The organism is Xanthomonas phaseoli pv. dieffenbachiae, assembly GCF_008639345.1.
GTDB lineage: Bacteria > Pseudomonadota > Gammaproteobacteria > Xanthomonadales > Xanthomonadaceae > Xanthomonas > Xanthomonas phaseoli.
On the sequence record NZ_CP041380.1, the window covers coordinates 954073 to 978218 of the forward strand.

18 protein-coding genes and 4 tRNA genes are annotated in these 24146 nt (G+C 62.2%); 21 read left to right on the forward strand and 1 reads right to left on the reverse strand.

Features of this window, described 5'->3' with window-relative positions; translation table 11 throughout:
- Positions 1–89 precede the first annotated feature (89 nt).
- The 21 genes from FLG15_RS04390 (at position 90) to tuf (FLG15_RS04490) (ending at position 22705) form a co-directional block, all read left to right on the forward strand.
- Entirely contained in the window at positions 90–1049 is a 960-nt protein-coding gene (locus FLG15_RS04390; protein WP_003486761.1) for a ribose-phosphate diphosphokinase, read from the forward strand.
- 107 nt (positions 1050–1156) lie between these two features.
- Positions 1157–1792, forward strand: coding sequence for a 50S ribosomal protein L25/general stress protein Ctc (locus FLG15_RS04395; protein ID WP_017155010.1), 636 nt, complete (start codon positions 1157–1159; stop codon positions 1790–1792).
- A 51-nt stretch (positions 1793–1843) separates the two neighbouring features.
- Positions 1844–2428 carry an aminoacyl-tRNA hydrolase gene (gene pth / locus FLG15_RS04400; protein ID WP_041019062.1) on the forward strand — a complete coding sequence of 195 codons (585 nt, stop codon included), beginning with the start codon at positions 1844–1846 and terminating at the stop codon, positions 2426–2428.
- A 74-nt stretch (positions 2429–2502) separates the two neighbouring features.
- Positions 2503–3594 carry a redox-regulated ATPase YchF gene (gene ychF / locus FLG15_RS04405; protein WP_150145590.1) on the forward strand — a complete coding sequence of 364 codons (1092 nt, stop codon included), beginning with the start codon at positions 2503–2505 and terminating at the stop codon, positions 3592–3594.
- A 154-nt stretch (positions 3595–3748) separates the two neighbouring features.
- A tRNA-Tyr gene (locus tag FLG15_RS04410) sits at positions 3749–3834 on the forward strand.
- Positions 3835–3863: 29 nt separating this feature from the next.
- A tRNA-Gly gene (locus tag FLG15_RS04415) sits at positions 3864–3937 on the forward strand.
- Positions 3938–3970: 33 nt separating this feature from the next.
- Positions 3971–4046 (forward strand) — tRNA-Thr (locus FLG15_RS04420).
- 46 nt (positions 4047–4092) lie between these two features.
- A complete protein-coding gene (gene tuf / locus FLG15_RS04425) occupies positions 4093–5283 on the forward strand; it encodes an elongation factor Tu (RefSeq protein WP_150145591.1) in 1191 nt (396 codons plus the stop codon).
- A 106-nt stretch (positions 5284–5389) separates the two neighbouring features.
- Positions 5390–5465, forward strand: a tRNA-Trp gene (locus FLG15_RS04430).
- A gap of 49 nt (positions 5466–5514) precedes the next feature.
- Positions 5515–5922: a preprotein translocase subunit SecE gene (gene secE / locus FLG15_RS04435; RefSeq protein WP_005917581.1), complete on the forward strand. Its 408-nt coding sequence runs from the start codon at positions 5515–5517 to the stop codon at positions 5920–5922.
- Between the two features lie 13 nt (positions 5923–5935).
- On the forward strand, positions 5936–6493 hold the full coding sequence (nusG, locus tag FLG15_RS04440; protein WP_017156205.1) for a transcription termination/antitermination protein NusG: 558 nt from the start codon (positions 5936–5938) through the stop codon (positions 6491–6493).
- 196 nt (positions 6494–6689) lie between these two features.
- Positions 6690–7118 (forward strand): 50S ribosomal protein L11, encoded by a 429-nt coding sequence (gene rplK, locus FLG15_RS04445; RefSeq protein WP_017156206.1) that lies wholly within the window; start codon positions 6690–6692, stop codon positions 7116–7118.
- A 3-nt stretch (positions 7119–7121) separates the two neighbouring features.
- On the forward strand, positions 7122–7820 hold the full coding sequence (rplA, locus tag FLG15_RS04450) for a 50S ribosomal protein L1 (protein WP_003486747.1): 699 nt from the start codon (positions 7122–7124) through the stop codon (positions 7818–7820).
- 553 nt (positions 7821–8373) lie between these two features.
- The gene (gene rplJ / locus FLG15_RS04455; protein ID WP_017156207.1) at positions 8374–8907 is read left to right on the forward strand and encodes a 50S ribosomal protein L10; all 534 of its coding nucleotides are present in this window, start codon (positions 8374–8376) and stop codon (positions 8905–8907) included.
- Positions 8908–8961: 54 nt separating this feature from the next.
- Positions 8962–9327 carry a 50S ribosomal protein L7/L12 gene (gene rplL, locus FLG15_RS04460; RefSeq protein ID WP_017156208.1) on the forward strand — a complete coding sequence of 122 codons (366 nt, stop codon included), beginning with the start codon at positions 8962–8964 and terminating at the stop codon, positions 9325–9327.
- A 295-nt stretch (positions 9328–9622) separates the two neighbouring features.
- Positions 9623–13774: a DNA-directed RNA polymerase subunit beta gene (gene rpoB, locus FLG15_RS04465; protein WP_003486738.1), complete on the forward strand. Its 4152-nt coding sequence runs from the start codon at positions 9623–9625 to the stop codon at positions 13772–13774.
- 149 nt (positions 13775–13923) lie between these two features.
- Positions 13924–18138, forward strand: coding sequence for a DNA-directed RNA polymerase subunit beta' (rpoC, locus tag FLG15_RS04470; protein ID WP_011346539.1), 4215 nt, complete (start codon positions 13924–13926; stop codon positions 18136–18138).
- Between the two features lie 218 nt (positions 18139–18356).
- Entirely contained in the window at positions 18357–18731 is a 375-nt protein-coding gene (gene rpsL, locus FLG15_RS04475; protein WP_065627264.1) for a 30S ribosomal protein S12, read from the forward strand.
- A gap of 12 nt (positions 18732–18743) precedes the next feature.
- Positions 18744–19211 carry a 30S ribosomal protein S7 gene (gene rpsG, locus FLG15_RS04480; RefSeq protein ID WP_005917592.1) on the forward strand — a complete coding sequence of 156 codons (468 nt, stop codon included), beginning with the start codon at positions 18744–18746 and terminating at the stop codon, positions 19209–19211.
- Positions 19212–19348: 137 nt separating this feature from the next.
- A complete protein-coding gene (gene fusA / locus FLG15_RS04485; RefSeq protein WP_017156211.1) occupies positions 19349–21466 on the forward strand; it encodes an elongation factor G in 2118 nt (705 codons plus the stop codon).
- A 48-nt stretch (positions 21467–21514) separates the two neighbouring features.
- Complete coding sequence (gene tuf, locus FLG15_RS04490; protein ID WP_003486726.1) at positions 21515–22705, forward strand: elongation factor Tu; 1191 nt, start codon at positions 21515–21517, stop codon at positions 22703–22705.
- Between the two features lie 287 nt (positions 22706–22992).
- On the opposite strand, the gene FLG15_RS04495 is transcribed toward tuf (FLG15_RS04490), so the two are convergent.
- Positions 22993–23667 carry a hypothetical protein gene (locus tag FLG15_RS04495; RefSeq protein WP_057679582.1) on the reverse strand — a complete coding sequence of 225 codons (675 nt, stop codon included), beginning with the start codon at positions 23665–23667 and terminating at the stop codon, positions 22993–22995.
- Positions 23668–24146 lie beyond the last annotated feature (479 nt).

Below are 24146 nucleotides of genomic sequence, written 5' to 3' on the forward strand. Positions count from 1 at the left end.
CGGGAATCGAACGAAAGCCCGGCATTGGTTCGGCTTTGTCCTGCTCCACCATCGATCCGCACGCTCTTCGCCGCCGCCCGAGAGATCTCATGCAAGACCAACGTAATCTGCTGGTGTTCTCCGGCAATGCCAACAAGCCGCTTGCCCAGAGCATCTGCAAGGAACTGGGCGTTCGCATGGGCAAGGCGTTGGTCACGCGCTTTTCCGACGGCGAAGTGCAAGTGGAAATCGAAGAAAGCGTGCGTCGGCAGGAAGTGTTCGTCATCCAGCCCACCTGCGCGCCCAGCGCCGAAAACCTGATGGAACTGCTGGTGCTGATCGACGCGCTCAAGCGCGCCAGCGCCCAGTCGGTGACCGCGGTGATCCCGTATTTCGGTTATTCGCGCCAGGACCGTCGCATGCGCTCCTCGCGCGTGCCGATCACCGCCAAGGTGGCTGCCAAGATGATCTGCGCCATGGAGGCCGACCGCGTGCTGACGGTCGACCTGCACGCCGACCAGATCCAGGGCTTCTTCGATGTGCCGGTCGACAACGTCTATGCCTCGCCGCTGCTGCTGGCCGACATCTGGCGCGCCTACGGCACCGACAACCTGATCGTGGTGTCGCCGGACGTGGGCGGCGTGGTGCGCGCACGCGCCGTCGCCAAGCGCCTGGATGACGCCGATCTGGCCATCATCGACAAGCGCCGTCCGCGCGCCAACGTGGCCACCGTGATGAACATCATCGGCGACGTGCAGGGCAAGACCTGCGTGCTGGTCGACGACCTGGTCGATACCGCCGGTACCTTGTGCGCCGCTGCCGCAGCGCTGAAGCAGCGCGGCGCGCTCAAGGTCGTGGCCTACATCACCCACCCGGTGCTGTCGGGTCCGGCGGTGGACAACATCAACAATTCGCAGCTCGACGAGCTGGTGGTCACCGACACGATTCCGCTGAGCGAAGCGGCGCGCACCTGCGCCAAGATTCGTCAGTTGAGCGTGGCCGAGCTGCTGGCCGAGACCATCCGCCGTATCGCCTTCGGCGAATCGGTCAGCTCGCTCTACGTCGACTGATGCCCATTCGGTGCCCGGATTGCCGGGTGCCGCCACACGTCTCACCTGGTCGCGGGTGAGACGCTTCATCGCCGCGAGGCGGTGTTCCAACTAGGTAGTGAAATCCAATGGCAAAGACTCATGAAATCAAGGTCGAGCGCCGCGCTGACGAGGGGAAGGGTGCGAGCCGCCGCCTGCGTCACGCTGGCGTCATTCCGGCCATCGTGTACGGTGGCGAACTCGAGCCGGTCAGCATCCAGCTCAACCACGAGCAGATCTGGCTCGCCCAGCAGAACGAGTGGTTCTACTCGTCCATCCTGGACCTGAACCTCAATGGCGACGTGCAGCAGGTGCTGCTGCGCGACATGCAGCGCCATCCGTTCAAGCAGCTGATCATGCACATCGACTTCCAGCGCGTCAGCGCCAACGAGAAGCTCAGTGCTGCCGTGCCGCTGCACTTCATCAACGAAGCCAACTCGCCGGCCGGCAAGTCGAGCGAAGTGGTCGTCACCCACGAGCTCAACGAAGTGCAGGTGGTCTGCCTGCCGAAGGACCTGCCGGAGTTCATCGAAGTGGACCTCGGTGCACTGGAAGTGGGCAACGTGATCCACCTGTCCGAAATCAAGCTGCCGGCCGGTGTTGAAATTCCGGAGCTGAAGCTGGGCAAGGAGCACGACGTGGCAGTGGTTGCTGCCAAGCACGTGCGGATCGAAGAAGACGACGCTGCCGGCGAAGAAGGCAGCGAAGGCGCCGAGACCAAGTAATCCGTCGGCCGATCCCCTGCACTACGCGCGGGATCGGCTGCGGTCACTGGCATGTCTGCACTCCGCCTGATCGTCGGGCTCGGCAATCCGGGCCCGGAACACGCGCAAACCCGGCATAACGCCGGGTTTCGTTTCGTCGATGCCCTTATCGAGCGCAGTGGCGCCCGCTGGGCATTGGACAGCAAGTTGTTCGGCGAGACCGCCAAGGTCGAGATCGCCGGGCAGCCGGTCTGGCTGCTCAAGCCGGCCACCTTCATGAATCTCAGCGGCAAGTCGATCACCGCCGCATTGCGGTTCTGGAAGATCGAGCCCGAACACCTGCTCGTCGCCCATGACGAACTGGATCTGGCGCCCGGCACGGCACGGCTCAAGTTCGACGGCGGTCACGGCGGGCAAAACGGCTTGCGCGACACCATTCGCCTGCTCGGGCACGGCAAGTTTCACCGTCTGCGCGTCGGTATCGGTCATCCCGGTCACAAGGATCGCGTGGTGCCCTGGGTGCTGGGGCGGGCAGGGCGCGAGGACGATGCGGCGATCGGCGCTGCGGTGGATGCCGCCATCGACGTGCTGCCGCTGGCGATGGAAGGCAATTTCAACGAGGCGATGAAACGCCTGCATACCAGCAGGGATGCGTGATTGGGGATTGGGGATTCGTGGCCAGGTGGCATGACGAATCTCCAATCCCGAATCCCAAATCCCGGATGTGACCCATGGGTATCAAATGCGGCATCGTCGGCCTGCCCAACGTCGGCAAGTCGACCCTGTTCAACGCGCTGACCAAGGCGGGCATCGCTGCGGCCAATTTTCCGTTCTGCACCATCGAGCCGAACGTCGGCATCGTGCCGGTGCCCGATCCGCGCCTCAATCAGCTGGCTGACATCGTCAAGCCGCAAAAGCTGATTCCCACTGCGGTCGAGTTCGTCGATATCGCCGGCCTGGTGGCCGGTGCGGCGAGCGGCGAAGGCCTGGGCAACAAGTTCCTGGCCCACATCCGCGAAGTCGATGCGATCACCCACGTGGTGCGTTGCTTCGAGAACGACGACGTCATCCATGTCAACAACAAGGTCGACCCGATCGCCGATATCGAAACCATCGATACCGAGCTGGCGCTGGCCGATCTGGATAGCGTGGAAAAGGCCCTCAACCGTGCCGAACGCAGCGCCAAGGGCGGCGACAAGGATGCGGCGGCGCGCAAGCCGGTGCTGGCCAAGTTGCAGGCCGCGCTGGCCGACGGCAAGGCGGGTCGTGCCGCCGGTCTGGACGATGAAGAAAAGGCGCTGGTGCGCGATCTGTTCCTGCTGACGCTCAAGCCGGTGCTGTACATCGCCAACGTGCTGGAAGACGGCTTCGAGAACAATCCGCACCTGGATGCGGTGCGCGCGCATGCGGCTGTCGAAGGTGCCGAAGTGGTGCCGGTCTCGGCGGCCATCGAAGAAGAGCTGTCGCAGCTGGACGATGCCGATCGCGATAGTTTCCTGGCCGATCTCGGCCTGGAAGAGCCAGGTTTGAATCGTGTCATCCGTGCGGCCTACACACTGCTTGGCCTGCAAACGTATTTCACCGCAGGCGTCAAGGAAGTGCGCGCCTGGACGGTCAAGGCTGGTTCGACCGCGCCGCAGGCTGCTGTCGTGATCCATACCGATTTCGAAAAGGGCTTCATCCGCGCCGAGACGATCGGTTTCGACGACTTCATCAAATACCGCGGCGAAACCGGCGCCCGCGATGCCGGGCGTCTGCGTCTGGAAGGCAAGGAATACCGCGTCCAGGAAGGCGATGTGCTGCACTTCCGCTTCAACGTGTGATCGGCTGTGTGCGGCGCCTGACGCCGCGTGTGGTCAAGAGTGAAGAATTGCTCAAAATTTTTGTTGACACTGCATGCGTCCCACAACAAAATAACGGGCTGCTTCACCCCGAACCGAATTCGCCTCTCGGCGCACAGGTCCGGTAGTAAAAGCTGGAGGGATACCCAAGCGGCCAACGGGGGCAGACTGTAAATCTGCTGGCTTACGCCTTCGGTGGTTCGAATCCACCTCCCTCCACCAGTTTCACGTTGTGGCATGCAGTTCCCGGCGCGGGAGTAGTTCAACGGTAGAACCTCAGCCTTCCAAGCTGATGGTGCGGGTTCGATTCCCGTCTCCCGCTCCATTGAACGCAAATGCATGGCATAATGCAAAACTCGCTCACGTAGCTCAGTCGGTAGAGCACCTCCTTGGTAAGGAGGAGGTCGAAGGTTCGATTCCTTTCGTGAGCACCATTGCTCAATCGTCTTCAACTCCAAACGATTACCGAGACACGCACCCATGGCAAAAGCTAAATTCGAGCGCACCAAGCCGCACGTGAACGTCGGCACCATCGGTCACGTTGACCATGGCAAGACCACGTTGACCGCTGCGCTGACCAAGATCGGTGCCGAGCGTTTCGGTGGTGAGTTCAAGGCGTACGACGCGATCGACGCAGCGCCGGAAGAGAAGGCGCGCGGCATCACGATTTCGACCGCGCACGTCGAATATGAATCCCCGACCCGCCACTACGCGCACGTTGACTGCCCCGGCCACGCCGACTACGTCAAGAACATGATCACCGGTGCAGCGCAGATGGACGGCGCGATCCTGGTGTGCTCGGCCGCCGACGGCCCGATGCCGCAGACCCGCGAGCACATCCTGCTCTCGCGTCAGGTCGGTGTGCCGCACATCGTGGTGTTCCTGAACAAGGCCGACATGGTCGACGACGCCGAGCTGCTCGAGCTGGTCGAAATGGAAGTGCGCGAGCTGCTGAGCAAGTACGACTTCCCGGGCGATGACACCCCGATCATCCACGGTTCGGCGCGTCTGGCGCTGGACGGCGACCAGAGCGACATCGGCGTGCCGGCGATCCTGAAGCTGGTCGAGGCGCTGGATTCGTTCATTCCGGAGCCGACCCGCGACGTCGACCGTCCGTTTCTGATGCCGGTCGAAGACGTGTTCTCGATCTCCGGTCGCGGCACCGTGGTGACCGGTCGTATCGAGCGCGGCATCATCAAGGTCGGCGACGAAATCGAAATCGTCGGTGTCCGCGACACCCAGAAGACCACCGTCACCGGCGTGGAAATGTTCCGCAAGCTGCTGGACCAGGGCCAGGCAGGCGACAACGCCGGTCTGCTGCTGCGCGGCACCAAGCGTGACGACGTCGAGCGCGGCCAGGTGCTGTGCAAGCCGGGTTCGATCAAGCCTCACACCGAGTTCGAAGCCGAAGTCTACGTGCTGTCCAAGGACGAGGGTGGCCGTCATACCCCGTTCTTCAAGGGCTACCGTCCGCAGTTCTACTTCCGCACCACCGACATCACTGGCGCCTGCCAGCTGCCGGAAGGCGTGGAGATGGTGATGCCGGGCGACAACGTGAAGATGGTCGTGACCCTGATCAACCCGGTCGCGATGGACGAAGGTCTGCGCTTCGCCATCCGTGAAGGCGGCCGTACCGTCGGCGCCGGCGTGGTTGCCAAGATCATCAAGTAAGCGCCTGTATCCAGCTGCCTGTTGGCGGCTGGATTCAAACGAATGGCGGGCCGGCTGAACCGCGGTCCGCCTTCGTTGTCTTGGGGTTTGCGGTAAACGAGTACATACGCCAGTAGCTCAATTGGCAGAGCAGCGGTCTCCAAAACCGCAGGTTGGGGGTTCGAGTCCCTCCTGGCGTGCCACTCCTCTTTCCGGCCCAGCGATTCGGGTCAGATCGGTAACTAGAGCCGGATGAATAGCAAAATCGAGCCTTCCAAGAGCGCGTCCTCTAGCGCTGATGTCGTTAAGTACGTTGTCTCCGCTGCCCTTGTGGTTGCGGGGCTTTTTGTGTGGTTCTGGTTCTCCGCTCCCGAGCGCGCGACCCAGTTGGGCGCGTGGACGCCGCAGTTGCGTGCGTTGGCTGTCATCGTTGGATTGGTGGCGGGCGCATTTGTGTTTTTGGGCACCGGCAAGGGCCGGGAGACCCGCGAATTCCTGTCCGAATCCAGGTTCGAGTTGCGTAAGGTGGTCTGGCCCACGCGCCAGGAAGCTATCCGCACCACCTGGGTCGTGATTGTGGTTGTAATCATTCTGAGTTTGCTGTTGGGCGGCTTCGACTTTGTCATCCAGAAGCTCACGCAGTGGTTCCTGGCTCGTTGAGGAGAATCAAGCAGTGAAGCGTTGGTATGTCGTTCACGCCTATTCAGGCTTCGAAAAATCCGTTGCGCAGGCATTGCGCGACCGTATTGCGCGCGCCGAGATGGAAGACCGTTTCGGCGAGGTGCTGGTGCCGACCGAAGAGGTCATCGAAATGCGCGCCGGCCAGAAGCGTCGGTCCGAGCGCAAGTTCTTCCCGGGCTACGTGTTGGTGCAGATCGAAACGCATGAAGAGGCCGGTATTCCGCGCATCGACAACGAAAGCTGGCACCTGGTGAAGGAGACTTCGAAGGTGATGGGCTTCATCGGCGGTACCGCGGACCGTCCTTTGCCGATTCGTGATGAGGAAGCGGATGCGATCCTGCAGCGTGTGCAGGATGGCGTCGAGAAGCCGCGTCCGAAGGTGTTGTTCGAGCCGGGCCAGATGGTGCGCGTCACCGAGGGTCCGTTCAACGACTTCAACGGCGTTGTCGAGGAAGTCAACTACGAAAAGAGCAGGCTGCGTGTCGCCGTGCTCATCTTCGGTCGCTCTACGCCGGTCGAGCTCGAATTCGGTCAGGTCGAGAAGGGCTGACCCAGCGGGTGCCGGCTAGGCGCTTGCTCCAAATGCTGCTATAGTGCGCGGCTCGCTGTCCTGGCGAACCGCCTGGAACCAATGGCTGCCGCATGGCGGCCATCTGCGTGTGGTCAACAACGTGAAGCCGGGACACGTGAATCCCGGTCCGATGGGGAGCCTGCAGGTCAGGCGCTAGCACCCGGAGAGTATTGAAATGGCTAAGAAGATTACTGCTTTCATCAAGTTGCAGGTCAAGGCCGGTCAGGCCAACCCTGCGCCGCCGGTCGGCCCTGCCCTGGGTCAGCGCGGTCTGAACATCATGGAATTCTGCAAGGCATTCAACGCCGCGACGTCGAAGCTGGAGCCGGGTTTGCCGACGCCGGTGATCATCACCGCGTATTCCGATCGTACCTTCACGTTCGTCACCAAGAGCACCCCGGCCAGCGTGCTGCTCAAGAAGGCTGCAGGCGTGGCCTCCGGCTCGAAGCGTCCCAACACCGACAAGGTGGGCAAGGTGACGCGCAAGCAGCTGGAAGAGATCGCCAAGGTCAAGGAAGCCGATTTGACGGCAGCCGAGCTGGAAGCGGCAGTGCGCACGATTGCGGGTTCTGCCCGCAGCATGGGTTTGACGGTGGAGGGCTAAGACATGGCACAGAGCAAGCGCGTTAAGGCCATTACGGCCGCTGTCGTTCCGGGCAAGACCTATGCCTTCGAAGACGCAATCAAGATCCTGAAGACCGCCACCAAGGCCAAGTTCGTCGAGTCGATCGACGTTGCCGTGCGCCTGGGCGTGGACGCCAAGAAGTCCGACCAGCAGGTGCGCGGTTCCACCGTGCTGCCGGCCGGTACCGGTAAGAGCGTGCGCGTTGCAGTGTTCGCACCGGCCGGCGCCAAGGCTGACGAAGCCCTGGCCGCTGGCGCCGAGGCAGTGGGCATGGACGACCTGGCCGAAAAGATGCAGGCCGGCGATCTGAACTATGACGTGGTCATCGCGACCCCGGACGCCATGCGCGTCGTCGGTAAGCTGGGCACCCTGCTGGGTCCGCGCGGCTTGATGCCGAACCCGAAGGTCGGCACCGTCTCGGCCAATCCGGGCGAAGCGGTCAAGAATGCCAAGTCGGGCCAGGTGCGCTACCGCACCGACAAGGCCGGCATCATCCACTGCACCATCGGCAAGGCCAGCTTCGACGACGAAGCGCTGAAGTCGAACCTGCAGGCGCTGTTGCTGGATCTGGTCAAGGCCAAGCCGGCCACCTCCAAGGGTACCTACCTGCAGAAGGTGTCGGTCAGCTCGACCATGGGTCCGGGCGTGACGGTCGACCAGTCGAGCCTGTCGCTGAAGTAATCCGATACGTCGGGCGTCATGCGCCTGACGTATTCCTGTAGTACTGCATTGTTTTTCCGGCCCGGGTCACCGTGTGCTGGGAGTCCGTTCCCTCCTTTGGGGTAACGGACATTTTGAAGGCGATCGCCGGCACGTCCGGCGGTAGCCGTCAAAGACCGCAGGTGCGGTCAGCGCAGATCGACGACGGGCAGGGATGCTCGCACTGGCACGGAGTCGCCGTCGATGCAGCGGGATCGCTTAATTGGTTCGTGTCGAACCGGCCGGCGTAGATGGTGTCGCCCTTCTGGAGCTTTCTGGTTTACGCGCGTCTGGGACATCCCGGATCGAGTCCACTCCAGGTCTAGAGCGGCCACCAAAGGAACATCGGTCGATGTTCCCGGCTTCCAGGAAGGAGGCTGCCCTGGACCGCAACCGGCAGGAGCCGCGAGCGGAGTAGTTTGAAGCGGGGATAGCGATTCGGCATTGGGGATTTGCAGGGGCTGCTTCATGGCCTTCGACGAATCACCAATCACCAATCACCAATCACCAATCCCGGCTTTAACGGAGGAGTGCAATGGCTCTCAATCTGTCCCAGAAGCAAGAAGTAGTCGCCGAGCTGGCAGACATCGCCGCCAAGGCCCACTCCCTGATCGCCGCCGAATACGCTGGCACCACGGTCTCCCAGATGACCGCGATGCGCAAGCAGGCCCGCGAAACCGGCGTGTTCTTGAAAGTTGTCAAGAACACCCTGGCTGCGCGTGCCGTTGAAGGTACTGATTTCGCTGTCGCTGCTGACAAGCTGGTCGGTCCTCTGCTGTATGCGTTTTCGATGGAGGAGCCCGGCGCAGCCGGTCGCCTGATCAAGGAATTTGCCAAGAGCAACGACAAGCTGCAGGCCAAGGTCGTGTCCATCGGCGGGGAACTGTTCCCGGCTGGTCACGTCGACGTGTTGGCCTCGCTGCCGACCCGTGACCAGGCCCTGGCCATGCTGGCCCGCGTGCTGTCCGAACCGGCTGCCATGTTCGCCCGTGCCGTCAAGGCCGTTGGCGACAAGCAGGGTGGTGGCGAAGAAGCTGCCGCGCCGGCTGCCGAGACTGCCGAAGCTTGATGTCCTAGCGTTCGCTAGAACCCCAATCCAGAAAATCATTTAAAGGTAATCACAATGTCCCTTACCAACGAACAGATCGTCGACGCCATCGCCGAGAAGTCCCTGATGGAAGTGATGGAGCTGGTCAAGGCCATCGAAGAGAAGTTCGGCGTCTCCGCCGCTGCCCCGGTCGCTGCTGCTGCAGCCGGTCCGGCCGCCGTGGTTGAAGAGCAGACCGAGTTCACCGTGGTGCTGACCAGCGCCGGCACCAACAAGGTTGCCGCGATTAAGGCTGTCCGCGGCGTGACCGGCCTGGGTCTGAAGGAAGCTAAGGACCTGACCGAAGCCGGTGGCGTCCTGAAGGAAGGCGCTTCGAAGGACGAAGCCGAGAAGATCAAGAAGGAACTGACCGAAGCTGGCGCGACTGTCGAAATCAAGTAAGCAGTACCTTGCATCGCCAGCGTTTCATGGTGATGCACTGAAGGCTGGGAGCGTAAAGCTCCCGGCCTTTGGCCGTTGATGGAAAGCCGGGATTTGAGATTCGGCATTCGGGATTCGAAGGCGGCCTTCGCTAATCCCCAATCCCGTCATCCCCAATCCTCGCCTCACCGAGTTGGTAGTTGGAAGTAGCGGGAGAAGGCGTGCTGGTGCCGGCAATACCAGCGACTTCCAACTGACAATTTTGTTATTTCAGGGCCGCCGCGACGTGGCCCCCGCAGCCTAGGGTGAAGATCTCATGACGTCTTATTCGTTCACCGAAAAAAAGCGTATCCGCAAGGACTTCGGTAAGCAGCGCTCGATCCTCGAAGTGCCGTTTCTGCTTGCCATCCAGGTGGATTCCTACCGCGAATTCCTGCAGGAAGACGTGGAGCCGAACAAGCGCAAGGACCTCGGTCTGCACGCGGCATTGAAGTCGGTGTTCCCGATTTCCAGCTACAGCGGCAACGCTGCGCTGGAGTACGTCGGTTACAAGTTGGGTCAGCCGGTGTTTGACGAGCGTGAATGCCGTCAGCGCGGCATGAGCTATGGCGCGCCGCTGCGCGTGACCGTGCGCCTGGTGATCTACGACCGCGAGTCGTCGACCAAGGCGATCAAGTACGTGAAGGAGCAGGAGGTCTATCTCGGCGAAATTCCGCTGATGACCGGCAACGGTACCTTCATCGTCAACGGCACCGAGCGCGTGATCGTCTCGCAGCTGCACCGCTCGCCGGGCGTGTTCTTCGACCACGACCGTGGCAAGACCCACAGCTCGGGCAAGCTGCTCTATAGCGCCCGCATCATTCCGTACCGCGGCTCCTGGCTGGACTTCGAGTTCGACCCGAAGGATGCGCTGTTCACCCGTATCGACCGTCGCCGCAAGCTGCCGGTGTCGATCCTGTTGCGTGCGCTTGGCTACAGCAATGAAGAAATGCTGGCCGAGTTCTTCGAGATCAACACCTTCCACATCAACCCGGACGAGGGCGTCCAGCTGGAGCTGGTGCCGGAGCGTCTGCGTGGCGAAACGCTGAACTTCGACCTGGCCGATGGCGACAAGGTCATCGTGGAAGCGGGCAAGCGCATCACTGCGCGTCACGTCAAGCAACTGGAAGCTGCCGGCGTTGCCGCGCTGGCCGTGCCGGACGACTACCTGGTCGGCCGCATCCTGTCGCACGACGTAGTCGATGGCTCCACCGGCGAACTGCTGGCCAATGCCAACGACGAGATCAACGAAGACCAGCTGGCTGCCTTCCGCAAGGCGGGCGTCGATGCGGTCGGCACCCTGTGGGTGAACGACCTGGATCGTGGCCCGTACCTGTCCAATACCTTGCGCATCGATCCGACCAAGACGCAGCTGGAAGCGCTGGTCGAAATCTACCGCATGATGCGTCCGGGCGAGCCGCCGACCAAGGAAGCCGCGCAGAACCTGTTCCACAACCTGTTCTTCACCTTCGAGCGCTACGACCTGTCCACGGTCGGCCGCATGAAGTTCAACCGTCGCGTCGGTCGCAAGGACGTGCTGGGCGAGTCGGTGCTGTACGACAAGAAGTACTTTGCCGAGCGCAACGACGAAGAATCCAAGCGTCTGGTTGCCGAGCACGCCGACACTTCCGACATCCTGGAAGTGATCAAGGTGCTCACCGAAATCCGTAACGGTCGCGGCGTGGTCGATGACATCGATCACCTGGGCAACCGTCGCGTGCGTTCGGTCGGCGAAATGGCCGAGAACGTGTTCCGCGTGGGCCTGGTCCGCGTCGAGCGCGCGGTCAAGGAGCGTCTGTCGATGGCCGAGTCCGAAGGCCTGACCCCGCAGGAACTGATCAATGCCAAGCCGGTGGCTGCAGCGATCAAGGAATTCTTCGGCTCCTCGCAGCTGTCGCAGTTCATGGACCAGAACAACCCGCTGTCGGAAGTGACGCACAAGCGTCGCGTCTCCGCGCTGGGTCCGGGCGGTCTGACCCGCGAGCGCGCCGGCTTCGAAGTGCGCGACGTGCACCCGACCCATTACGGCCGCGTCTGCACCATCGAAACGCCGGAAGGCCCGAACATCGGCCTGATCAACTCGCTGGCCGTGTTCGCCCGCACCAACCAGTACGGCTTCCTCGAAACGCCGTACCGTAAGGTGCTGGACGGCAAGGTGTCCGACGACGTCGAATACCTGTCGGCGATCGAAGAAAACGAGTACGTGATCGCCCAGGCGAACGCGCTTACCGATGCCAAGAACATGCTCACCGAGCAGTTCGTGCCGTGCCGGTTCCAGGGCGAATCGCTGTTGAAGCCGCCGTCCGAAGTGCACTTCATGGACGTCTCGCCGATGCAGACCGTATCGGTCGCAGCGGCACTGGTGCCGTTCCTCGAGCACGACGACGCCAACCGCGCACTGATGGGCGCCAATATGCAGCGCCAGGCCGTGCCGACGCTGCGTTCGCAGAAGCCGCTGGTGGGTACCGGTATCGAACGTGCAGTGGCGCGCGACTCCGGCGTGACCGTCAACGCGCTGCGTGGTGGCGTGATCGAGCAGATCGACGCCGCGCGCATCGTGGTCAAGGTCAACGAGGCAGAAATCGGCGGCGGCACCGATGCCGGCGTGGATATCTACAACCTGATCAAGTACACCCGCTCCAACCAGAACACCTGCATCAACCAGCGTCCGCTGGTGAATGTGGGCGACGTGATCGCGCGCGGCGACGTGCTGGCCGACGGCCCGTCCACCGACATCGGTGAGCTGGCGCTGGGCCAGAACATGCTGATCGCCTTCATGCCGTGGAACGGCTACAACTTCGAAGACTCCATCCTGCTCTCCGAGCGCGTGGTCGAAGAGGATCGTTACACCACGATCCACATCGAAGAGCTGACCTGCGTGGCGCGCGACACCAAGCTGGGGCCGGAGGAAATTTCCGCCGACATCCCGAACGTGTCCGAGCAGGCCTTGAACCGTCTGGACGAAAGCGGTGTGGTGTACATCGGTGCGGAAGTGCGCGCCGGCGACATCATGGTCGGCAAGGTCACGCCGAAGGGCGAAAGCCAGCTGACCCCGGAAGAAAAGCTGCTGCGTGCGATCTTCGGCGAGAAGGCGTCCGACGTGAAGGACAGCTCGCTGCGCGTGCCCCCGGGCATGGACGGCACCGTCATCGACGTGCAGGTCTTCACCCGCGACGGCATCGAGAAGGACAAGCGTGCGCGTCAGATCGAAGAGTCTGAAATCAAGCGCGTCAAGAAGGACTTCGACGACCAGTTCCGCATCCTGGAAGCGGCGATCTACGCACGCCTGCGCTCGCAGATCGTGGGCAAGGTCGCCAATGGCGGCGCCAACCTGAAGAAGGGCGACACCGTCACCGACGCGTACCTGGACGGGCTGAAGAAGTCCGATTGGTTCCAGCTGCGCATGAAGGACGAAGACGCTGCCGACGCCATTGAGCGTGCGCAAAAGCAGATCCAGGCGCACGAGAAGGAATTCGAAGCACGTTTTGCCGACAAGCGCGGCAAGATCACCCAGGGCGACGACCTCGCACCGGGCGTGTTGAAGATGGTCAAGGTGTTCCTGGCGGTGAAGCGCCGCATCCAGCCGGGCGACAAGATGGCAGGCCGCCACGGCAACAAGGGTGTGGTCTCCAACGTGGTGCCCGTGGAAGACATGCCGTACATGGCCACCGGCGAGTCGGTCGACATCGTGTTGAACCCGCTCGGCGTGCCGTCGCGTATGAACATCGGCCAGATTCTGGAAGTGCATCTGGGCTGGGCCGCCAAGGGCCTGGGTCGCAAGATCCAGCGCATGCTGGAAGCCCAAGCCGCCGTCAGCGAGCTGCGCAAGTTCCTCAACGACATCTACAACCACGACAACGCGATCAATGCACAGCGCGTGGACCTGTCGCAGTTCAGCGATGAGGAATTGCTCAACCTGGGCAAGAACCTGATCGACGGCGTACCGATGGCGACTCCGGTGTTCGACGGCGCCAGCGAAGCGGAAATCAAGCGCATGCTGGAACTGGCCGACCTGCCGCAGAGCGGTCAGACCCAGCTGTACGACGGTCGCACTGGCGAAGCGTTCGATCGCAAGACCACGGTCGGCTACATGCATTACCTGAAGTTGAACCACTTGGTCGACGACAAGATGCATGCACGCTCGACTGGCCCGTACTCGCTCGTGACCCAGCAGCCGCTGGGCGGCAAGGCGCAGTTCGGTGGTCAGCGCTTCGGCGAAATGGAAGTCTGGGCGCTGGAAGCCTACGGCGCGGCCTACACCCTGCAGGAAATGCTGACGGTGAAGTCCGACGACGTGCAGGGCCGCAACCAGATGTACAAGAACATCGTCGATGGTGAGCACGAGATGGTCGCGGGCATGCCGGAATCCTTCAACGTGTTGGTGAAGGAAATCCGCTCGCTGGCGATCAACATGGAACTGGAAGAGTAAGAGCCGGGCCCGGTCAGGGGCCGGCAACCCGGAAGAGGCGAGCGCTCAGCGCGTGCGTTCTTCCGGGGGACGGTCCCTGATTCCAGTCCCGATCGAAGCTGTTCGCGTTTCATCTCAGATACGAAATTCCTCCGACCCGGAGATATCAAATGAAAGACCTGCTCAACCTCTTCAATCAGCAGCGCCAGACGCTGGATTTCGACGCGATCAAGATCGCGTTGGCGTCGCCGGACCTGATCCGTTCGTGGTCCTACGGCGAAGTGAAGAAGCCCGAAACCATCAACTACCGGACCTTCAAGCCCGAGCGTGACGGCCTGTTCTGCGCCGCCATCTTCGGACCGATCAAGGACTACGAGTGCCTGTGCGGCAAGTACAAGCGCATGAAGCACCGTGGCGTGGTCTGCGAAAAGTGCGGCACCGAAGTGACCCTGGCCAAGGTGCGCCGCGAGCGCATGGGCCACATCGACCTGGCCTCGCCGGTGGCGCACATCTGGTTCCTCAAGTCGCTGCCCTCGCGCATCGGCCTGATGCTGGATATGACCCTGCGTGACATCGAGCGCGTGCTGTACTTCGAAGCCTATGTCGTCACCGAGCCGGGCCTGACCCCGCTCGAGCGCCGCCAGCTGCTGACCGAAGAGCAGTACCTGACCGCACGCCAGGAGTACAACGACGACTTCGACGCCGCGATGGGCGCCGAGGCGGTGTATGAGCTGCTGCGCACGATCGACCTGCAATCGGAAATGACCCGCCTGCGCGAAGAAATCGCCAGCACCGGTTCGGAAACCAAGCTCAAGCGCCTCACCAAGCGCATCAAGCTGATCGAAGCCTTCCTGGAATCGGGCAACCGTCCGGAATGGATGGTCATGACCGTGCTGCCCGTGCTGCCGCCAGACCTGCGTCCGCTGGTGCCGCTGGATGGCGGCCGCTTCGCGACCTCGGATCTGAACGATCTGTACCGACGCGTGATCAACCGCAACAACCGCCTGCGTCGCCTGCTGGAGCTCAATGCGCCGGACATCATCGTGCGCAACGAAAAGCGCATGCTGCAGGAATCGGTCGATGCGCTGCTGGACAACGGCCGTCGCGGTCGTGCCATCACCGGCACCAACAAGCGTCCGCTGAAGTCGCTGGCCGACATGATCAAGGGCAAGCAGGGCCGGTTCCGTCAGAACCTGCTCGGCAAGCGCGTGGACTACTCTGGCCGTTCGGTCATCACCGTCGGTCCGTACCTCAAGCTGCACCAGTGCGGCCTGCCGAAGAAGATGGCGCTGGAGCTGTTCAAGCCGTTCGTGTTCGCCAAGCTGCAGCGTCGTGGCCTGGCCACCACCATCAAGGCCGCCAAGAAGCTGGTCGAGCGCGAAGAAGCCGAAGTCTGGGACATCCTGGAAGAAGTGATTCGTGAGCATCCGGTGCTGCTGAACCGAGCGCCGACCCTGCACCGTCTGGGTATCCAGGCGTTCGAACCGGTGTTGATCGAAGGCAAGGCCATCCAGCTGCATCCGCTGGTGTGTACCGCCTTCAACGCCGACTTCGACGGTGACCAGATGGCCGTCCACGTTCCGCTCTCGCTGGAAGCCCAGCTGGAAGCGCGTGCGTTGATGATGTCCACCAACAACATCCTGTCGCCGGCCAACGGCGAGCCGATCATCGTGCCGTCGCAGGACGTGGTGTTGGGTCTGTACTACATGAGCCGCGCCCTGGAGAACAAGAAGGGCGAAGGCATGGTGTTCGCCAACACCAGCGAAGTGAAGCGCGCCTACGACAACCGCGTGGTCGAACTGCACGCCAAGGTCAAGGTGCGCATCACCCAGGTGGACGTGGAAGCCGGCGGCAAGCGCAGCAGCGGCACCTCGATCGTGGACACCACGGTCGGCCGGGCGCTGCTGAGCGAAATCCTGCCCGAAGGCCTGCCGTTCCAGCTGGCCAACACCGAGATGACCAAGAAGAACATCTCGCGTCTGATCAACTCCAGCTACCGTCTGCTGGGCTTGAAGGACACCGTCGTGTTCGCCGACAAGCTGATGTACACCGGCTACGCCTACGCTACCCGCGCCGGCGTGTCGATCGGTATCGACGACATGCTGATCCCCGACGAGAAGAAGGGCATCCTCACCGAGGCCGAAGCCGAAGTGCTGGAAATCCAGGAGCAGTACCAGTCGGGTCTGGTCACCGCCGGCGAGCGCTACAACAAGGTCGTGGACATCTGGTCGCGTACCAGCGAGCGCATCGCCAAGGCGATGATGGACACCATCGGTACCGAAAAGGTCGAGAACGCCAAGGGCGAGACCATCGACCAGAAGTCGATGAACTCGCTGTACATCATGGCCGACTCCGGTGCCCGTGGTAGCCAGGCGCAGATCCGTCAGCTGGCCGGTATGCGCGGCCTGATGGCGCGTCCGGACGGCTCGATCATCGAGACGCCCATCAAGGCGAACTTCCGCGAAGGTCTGAACGTGCAGGAGTACTTCAACTCCACCCACGGTGCCCGTAAGGGTCTGGCCGATACTGCGCTGAAGACGGCGAACTCCGGTTACCTGACCCGCCGCCTGGTCGACGTGGCGCAGGACGTGGTGATCACCGAAATCGATTGCGGCACCACCGAAGGGTTGATCATGACCCCGATCGTGGAAGGCGGCGACGTGGTCGAGCCGTTGCGCGAGCGCGTGCTGGGTCGCGTGGTGGCCGAGGACGTGTACCTGCCGGGCAACGACGAAGAGCCGATCGTCACCCGCAACACGCTGCTCGACGAAGCCTGGGTGGCCAAGCTCGAAGACGCCAGCGTGCAGTCGGTGAAGGTGCGTTCGACCATCAGCTGCGAATCTTCGTTCGGCGTGTGCGCACGCTGCTATGGCCGTGACCTCGCACGTGGTCACCAGGTCAACATCGGTGAAGCGGTCGGCGTCATCGCCGCGCAGTCGATCGGTGAGCCGGGTACCCAGCTGACCATGCGTACGTTCCACATCGGTGGTGCGGCATCGCGTGCGGCTGCGGTGGACAACATCACCGTCAAGACCACCGGTTCGGTGAAGTTCAACAACCTCAAGTCGGTGGCGCATGCCAGCGGTTCGCTGGTTGCGGTCTCGCGTTCTGGCGAACTGTCCGTGCTCGATGGCCATGGCCGCGAGCGCGAGCGTTACAAGCTGCCGTACGGTGCGACCATCACGGCCAAAGACGGCGATGCGGTCAAGGCCGGGCAGAGCGTTGCCAACTGGGATCCGCATAACCATCCGATCGTGTCGGAAGTGGCCGGCTTCATCCGCTTCATCGACTTCGTCGACGGCGTCACCGTCATCGAGAAGACCGACGAGCTGACCGGTCTGGCGTCGCGTGAAATCACCGACCCGAAGCGTCGCGGTGCACAGGCCAAGGAACTGCGCCCGATCGTGCGCATCGTCGATGCCAAGGGTAACGACCTGACGATTCCGAATACGGATCTGCCGGCCCAGTACCTGCTGCCGCCGCGCTCCATCGTCAACCTGCAGGACGGCGCTGCCGTCGGCGTGGGCGACGTGGTCGCCAAGATCCCGCAGGAAGCGTCCAAGACCCGCGACATCACCGGTGGTCTGCCGCGCGTTGCCGACTTGTTCGAAGCACGCAAGCCGAAGGATCCGGCGATCCTGGCCGAACGCTCGGGCATCATCAGCTTCGGTAAGGACACCAAGGGCAAGCAGCGCCTGATCATCAAGGACACCGATGGTTCGGAACACGAAGAGCTGATTCCCAAGTACCGCCAGATCATCGTGTTCGAAGGCGAGCACGTGACCAAGGGCGAGACCGTGGTGGACGGCGAGCCGAGCCCGCAGGACATCCTGCGTCTGCTGGGCGTCGAGCCGCTGGCCGCATACCTGGTCAAGGAAATCCAGGACGTGTATCGCCTGCAAGGTGTGAAGATCAACGACAAGCACATCGAGGTGATCACGCGCCAGATGCTGCGTAAGGTCGAGATCGTCGACCAGGGCAATAGCAAGTTCCTCAACGGCGAGCAGGTCGAGCGCCAGCGCGTCATCGAGGAAAATGCCCGTCTGGTCAAGCGCAACGAACTGCCGGCCAAGTACGATCCGGTGTTGCTGGGTATCACCAAGGCATCGCTGGCCACCGAGTCGTTCATCTCGGCGGCGTCGTTCCAGGAGACCACCCGCGTGTTGACCGAGGCAGCCGTCCGCGGCACCCGCGACAACCTGCGCGGTCTGAAGGAAAATGTGATCGTGGGTCGTCTGATCCCGGCCGGTACGGGTCTGGCGTATCACGCCGGACGTCGCAAGGCCTCGGGTCTGACCGACTCGGAAATGGAAACGCTGTCGGGCAAGCCGGCAGCTGCCGAACCGGTCGCAGCAGTGGCCGACGCTGGCGCGGACGAGGAGTAAGCGCTCCGACGGCGGTCGCAAGACCGCCGTAAGCCAAGCGAAAAGGAGGGCAGGACGCCCTCCGTTTTCCGGCCTGGGATGGGCCAGCAGGTTCAGATTTCGTGAAGTTGACGGAGTTCCGTCCTGCCAGCTATACTTCTCTGTCTCGGTGGGCCGGTCTCGGCCTGCCTTCGTTTTCGTGCAGGCCGTCTCGGCCTATCAATCAGAAGAATCAACTGATGACGACGATCAATCAGCTGGTCCGCAAGCCTCGGCAAGCGACCACCTACAAGAGTGCCTCTCCGGCACTGGACAAGTGTCCGCAGCGCCGTGGCGTCTGCACACGCGTCTATACCACTACCCCGAAGAAGCCGAACTCGGCCCTGCGTAAGGTCGCCAAGGTGCGACTGACCAACCAGGAAGAGGTCATCAGCTACATCGGTGGTGAAGGCCACAACCTGCAGGAGCACTCCGTGGTCCTGATTCGCGGTGGCCGCGTCAGGGATCTTCCCGGTGTGCGTTATCACACCGTCCGTGGTTCGCTGGACGCCGCCGGCGTCGCCAAGCGTCGTCAAGGCCGTTCCAAGTACGGCGCCAAGCGCCCGAAGAGCTAAGGAAATACTCAAATGTCCCGTAAAGGTTCTACTCCGCAGCGCACCGTCCTGCCAGATCCAAAGCATGGCAGCGAAACCATTGCCCGCTTCATCAATATGGTGATGCAAAGTGGCAAGAAGTCGGTTGCTGAGAAAATTGTCTATGGCGCAATGGACGTCATTGGCGAAAAGAATCCGAATGCCATCGAGCTGGTGCAGAAAGCACTGGACAACGTGGCCCCGGCCGTCGAAGTTAAATCGCGTCGCGTCGGTGGTGCTACCTATCAGGTGCCCGTCGAAGTGCGTTCCTCCCGTCGCATGGCGCTGGCAATGCGCTGGTTGATCGATTCCGCGCGCAAGCGTGGCGAGAACACCATGCCGCGTAAGCTGGCTGCAGAACTGTTGGACGCCTCGGAAAGCCGCGGCGGCGCGATCAAGAAGCGCGAAGAGACCCACCGTATGGCGGAGGCGAACAAGGCGTTCGCACATTACCGCTGGTGACCTCGGGGGCCTTGGTAACGGGGCCCTTCAGCACCATATGAGTGCTGTTTGCGACGCATGTTGCGTCGCATCCAATCCGAAGGCCGCCGAAAGGCGGCGTTCGGCCATCCGAAATCCAAGAAATTGAGAGGCTCCCCGTGGCCCGCACCACCCCTATCGAGCGTTACCGCAACTTCGGCATCATGGCCCACATCGATGCCGGCAAGACCACCACGTCCGAACGCATCCTGTTCTACACCGGTGTCAGTCACAAGATCGGCGAAGTCCATGACGGCGCTGCAGTGATGGACTGGATGGAGCAGGAGCAGGAGCGTGGTATCACCATCACCTCCGCTGCGACCACCGCGTTCTGGTCGGGTATGGACAAGTCCATGCCGCAGCACCGCTTCAACATCATCGACACCCCCGGGCACGTCGACTTCACCATCGAAGTGGAGCGTTCCTTGCGCGTGCTCGACGGTGCGGTGTTCGTGCTGTGCGCCGTCGGTGGCGTGCAGCCGCAGTCCGAGACGGTGTGGCGCCAGGCCAACAAGTATTCCGTGCCGCGCATGGCCTTCGTCAACAAGATGGACCGTACCGGTGCCAACTTCGACAAGGTCGTTGAGCAGCTGAAGGCCCGTCTGGGTGCGTACGCCGTGCCGATGCAGGTGCCGATCGGCGCCGAAGACGGCTTTGAGGGCGTGGTCGACCTGCTGAAGATGAAGGCGATCCATTGGGATACCGCATCCCAGGGCACCACCTTCGAATACCGCGATATTCCGGCCGACCTGGTCGATGTCGCGACCGAGGCACGTTCGTTCATGGTCGAAGCGGCTGCGGAAGCCAGCGAAGACCTGATGGACAAGTACCTCAACGAGGGTGACCTGAGCGAACAGGAGATCCTGTCGGGTCTGCGCGAGCGCACCTTGAAGGTGGAAATCGTGCCGGTGTTCTGCGGTTCGGCATTCAAGAATAAGGGCGTGCAGGCCATGCTCGACGGCGTCGTGCACTTGCTGCCGTCGCCGGCTGACCGTCCGCCGGTGCAGGGCATCGACGAAGACGAGAAGGAAGATACCCGCGCTGCCACCGATACCGCGCCGTTCTCGGCGTTGGCGTTCAAGATCATGACCGACCCGTTCGTGGGCTCGCTGACGTTCTTCCGTGTCTATTCGGGCACGCTGAACTCCGGTGACCAGGTCTACAACCCGGTCAAGTCGAAGAAGGAGCGCGTGGGCCGCATCCTGCAGATGCACTCCAACAATCGCGAAGAGATCAAGGAAGTGCGCGCGGGCGACATCGCCGCTGCCGTGGGTCTGAAGGACGTCACCACCGGTGACACGCTGTGTGCGCAGGACAAGATCATCACCCTTGAGCGCATGGTGTTCCCGGAGCCGGTGATCTCGATGGCGGTGGAGCCGAAGACCAAGTCGGACCAGGAAAAGATGGGCATGGCCCTGGGCCGTCTGGCGCAGGAAGATCCCTCGTTCCGCGTCAAGACCGACGAAGAATCCGGCCAGACCATCATCTCGGGCATGGGCGAGTTGCACCTGGACATCATCGTCGACCGCATGCGTCGCGAGTTCAATGTCGAGGCCAACGTCGGCAAGCCGCAGGTGGCCTACCGCGAAACCATCCGCAAGTCCGACGTCAAGTCTGACTACAAGCACGCCAAACAGTCTGGTGGTAAGGGTCAGTACGGTCACGTGGTGATCGAGCTGTCGCCGATGACCGAGGAAGAGCGCAAGAGCGAGAACGTCAAGGACGATTTCCTCTTCGTCAACGACATCACCGGCGGCATCATCCCGAAGGAATTCATCCCCTCGGTCGAAAAGGGCCTGCGCGAGACGATCACCAGTGGTCCGATCGCCGGCTTCCCGGTGGTGGGCGTGAAGGTCAAGCTGGTGTTCGGCTCGTACCATGACGTCGACTCCTCGGAAATGGCGTTCAAGCTGGCTGCTTCGATGGCGTTCAAGCAGGGCTTCGCGAAAGCCAGCCCGGTGTTGCTGGAGCCGATCATGAAGGTCGAAATCGTCAGCCCGGAGGATTACCTGGGCGACGTGATGGGCGACGTGAGCCGCCGTCGTGGCGTGTTGCAGGGTCAGGACGACAGCCCGTCGGGCAAGATCATCAACGCGATGATCCCGTTGGGTGAAATGTTCGGTTACGCCACTTCGCTGCGCTCGATGAGCCAGGGCCGTGCGACGTTCTCGATGGAATTCGACCACTACGAAGAGGCACCGGCCAACATCGCCGACGCCGTCACCAAGAAGGGCTGAGTTCGCCCAGCCGCTTCTCACAAATTTTTCAATTAGAGGTAGTTAGTCATGGCAAAAGCTAAATTCGAGCGCACCAAGCCGCACGTGAACGTCGGCACCATCGGTCATGTTGACCATGGCAAGACCACGTTGACCGCTGCGCTGACTAAGATCGGTGCCGAGCGTTTCGGTGGTGAGTTCAAGGCGTACGACGCGATCGACGCAGCGCCGGAAGAGAAGGCGCGCGGCATCACGATTTCGACCGCGCACGTCGAATATGAATCCCCGACCCGCCACTACGCGCACGTTGACTGCCCCGGCCACGCCGACTACGTCAAGAACATGATCACCGGTGCAGCGCAGATGGACGGCGCGATCCTGGTGTGCTCGGCCGCCGACGGCCCGATGCCGCAGACCCGCGAGCACATCCTGCTCTCGCGTCAGGTCGGTGTGCCGCACATCGTGGTGTTCCTGAACAAGGCCGACATGGTCGACGACGCCGAGCTGCTCGAGCTGGTCGAAATGGAAGTGCGCGAGCTGCTGAGCAAGTACGACTTCCCGGGCGATGACACCCCGATCATCCACGGTTCGGCGCGTCTGGCGCTGGACGGCGACCAGAGCGACATCGGCGTGCCGGCGATCCTGAAGCTGGTCGAGGCGCTGGATTCGTTCATTCCGGAGCCGACCCGCGACGTCGACCGTCCGTTTCTGATGCCGGTCGAAGACGTGTTCTCGATCTCCGGTCGCGGCACCGTGGTGACCGGTCGTATCGAGCGCGGCATCATCAAGGTCGGCGACGAAATCGAAATCGTCGGTATCCGCGACACCCAGAAGACCACCGTCACCGGCGTGGAAATGTTCCGCAAGCTGCTGGACCAGGGCCAGGCAGGCGACAACGCCGGTCTGCTGCTGCGCGGCACCAAGCGTGACGACGTCGAGCGCGGCCAGGTGCTGTGCAAGCCGGGTTCGATCAAGCCGCACACCGAGTTCGAAGCCGAAGTCTACGTGCTGTCCAAGGACGAGGGTGGCCGTCATACCCCGTTCTTCAAGGGCTACCGTCCGCAGTTCTACTTCCGCACCACCGACATCACTGGCGCCTGCCAGCTGCCGGAAGGCGTTGAGATGGTGATGCCGGGCGACAACGTGAAGATGGTCGTGACCCTGATCAACCCGGTCGCGATGGATGAAGGTCTGCGCTTCGCCATCCGTGAAGGCGGCCGTACCGTCGGCGCTGGCGTGGTTGCCAAGATCATCAAGTAAGCAATGCCTGCAGCACGGCAGCTTCCGCTACCGTGTCGCTAGAAAGGAAAGGTCGGCGAAAGCCGGCCTTTTTCTTTGTCTGCGTGTTGGCGAAGTCCCGGCTTGGCGCGGGAATGCAGTTGCCGATGCAGAGAGAGATCAGAGAAAACAGGGCGCCTGCGCCACTCATAACGCTGTGCTAGGTGGCTGAGTCGGTGCGCGCGCAGATCGCACCGGCGGCATGATGATGGATCGACGAGCCGGCTGTCATGACGTAATGCGGCATGGCGCGCAGATGGCGACAATGGTCAGCGAATACCGTTGATCAGGCCGTTTGTCGGGTCTTTGAGCAGATTCAGGCCGGGCAATCGGAAATTGTCCAACTCCTGCTTGGTGGTTGCGATGTTCAACCCGACGATGGCCAAGGTGTCCGGGTCCACGTCGACGCCCAGCGGCATGGCGGGGAACTGGACATAGTCGCGGCTGGCATTCCACTGCGGGCTGCCGCCGATCGTTTGGAGGATGCGGTTGATATGGGTGCCGGCCGGATGGCCGAGCAGCTTGAAGGGCAGGGGCGCCTTCGGATCGGCGAAGGCGATCAGGTTGCTGACGCGGTCATCGCGGAATCCCACCACCAACTCGCCATGCGCCAGGGTGCCAGCTGGACGCGGCTGCTGCGCCAGCTGTGCTTTGAGGTCGCGCGGGTATAGATACAGCAGGCTGAGTCTGTGCGGGTCCACCGCATCGGTGCGAGTAATGTCAGGCTGCCCCAGCGCGGCCACTACCTGTTGCTTGCGCATTCCAAGTGCGACTGGACCGATGTGCGCGCATGCTGCCGGCAACGTGGTCGCGCTGGCGGATGTGGTAAACGCCTGGTGCAACGCATGCGAGCAGGCCTTGCCCTCGTTGTTGGCAGCGTGGGACTGCTGGGCGACGAGTCCGAGGAGCAGCAGGCCGAAAAACGAGAGAAAGTGCTGGGTCATAAAGGTCTCCGATGGCGAAATCCTTCAAGGGCGAGGCGGGCCGGGAAGGAAAGGCTAGCTACTCGTGTTGCTTGACACGCTTATCCTCGTTTCGCCTTTGCATCTGGCGGTTATCTGGCCCGCGATGGAGTTCGACCCGATGAGCGCCGGTGGGGCCTTCGATGTCGCCGAGCCCGGAAGCGTTGATCGCGATACGGTCCAGCATCAGCGCCGTCAGATGCCACGTCGCTTGCGCGGATACGGACGTCTTCGATGAGTTCGATATGGTTGGCGCTGCCAGTGTAATGGGCGGGTTCTAGTTGAGTGATCGACACCTTGCTACCGGGTGGGTCGTGGCGTGCTGCTTATGGTGTTGTCTGCAGGGCCATCGTTGTGCGCATCAGTGCTGCGACCTTAGTGTGCTTTGCCCGCACCGGCGGACCGGTGACGCACATGGGGCAAAGTCCTGGGTGCAGAGCGTGCCACGATCACTGCAGTAC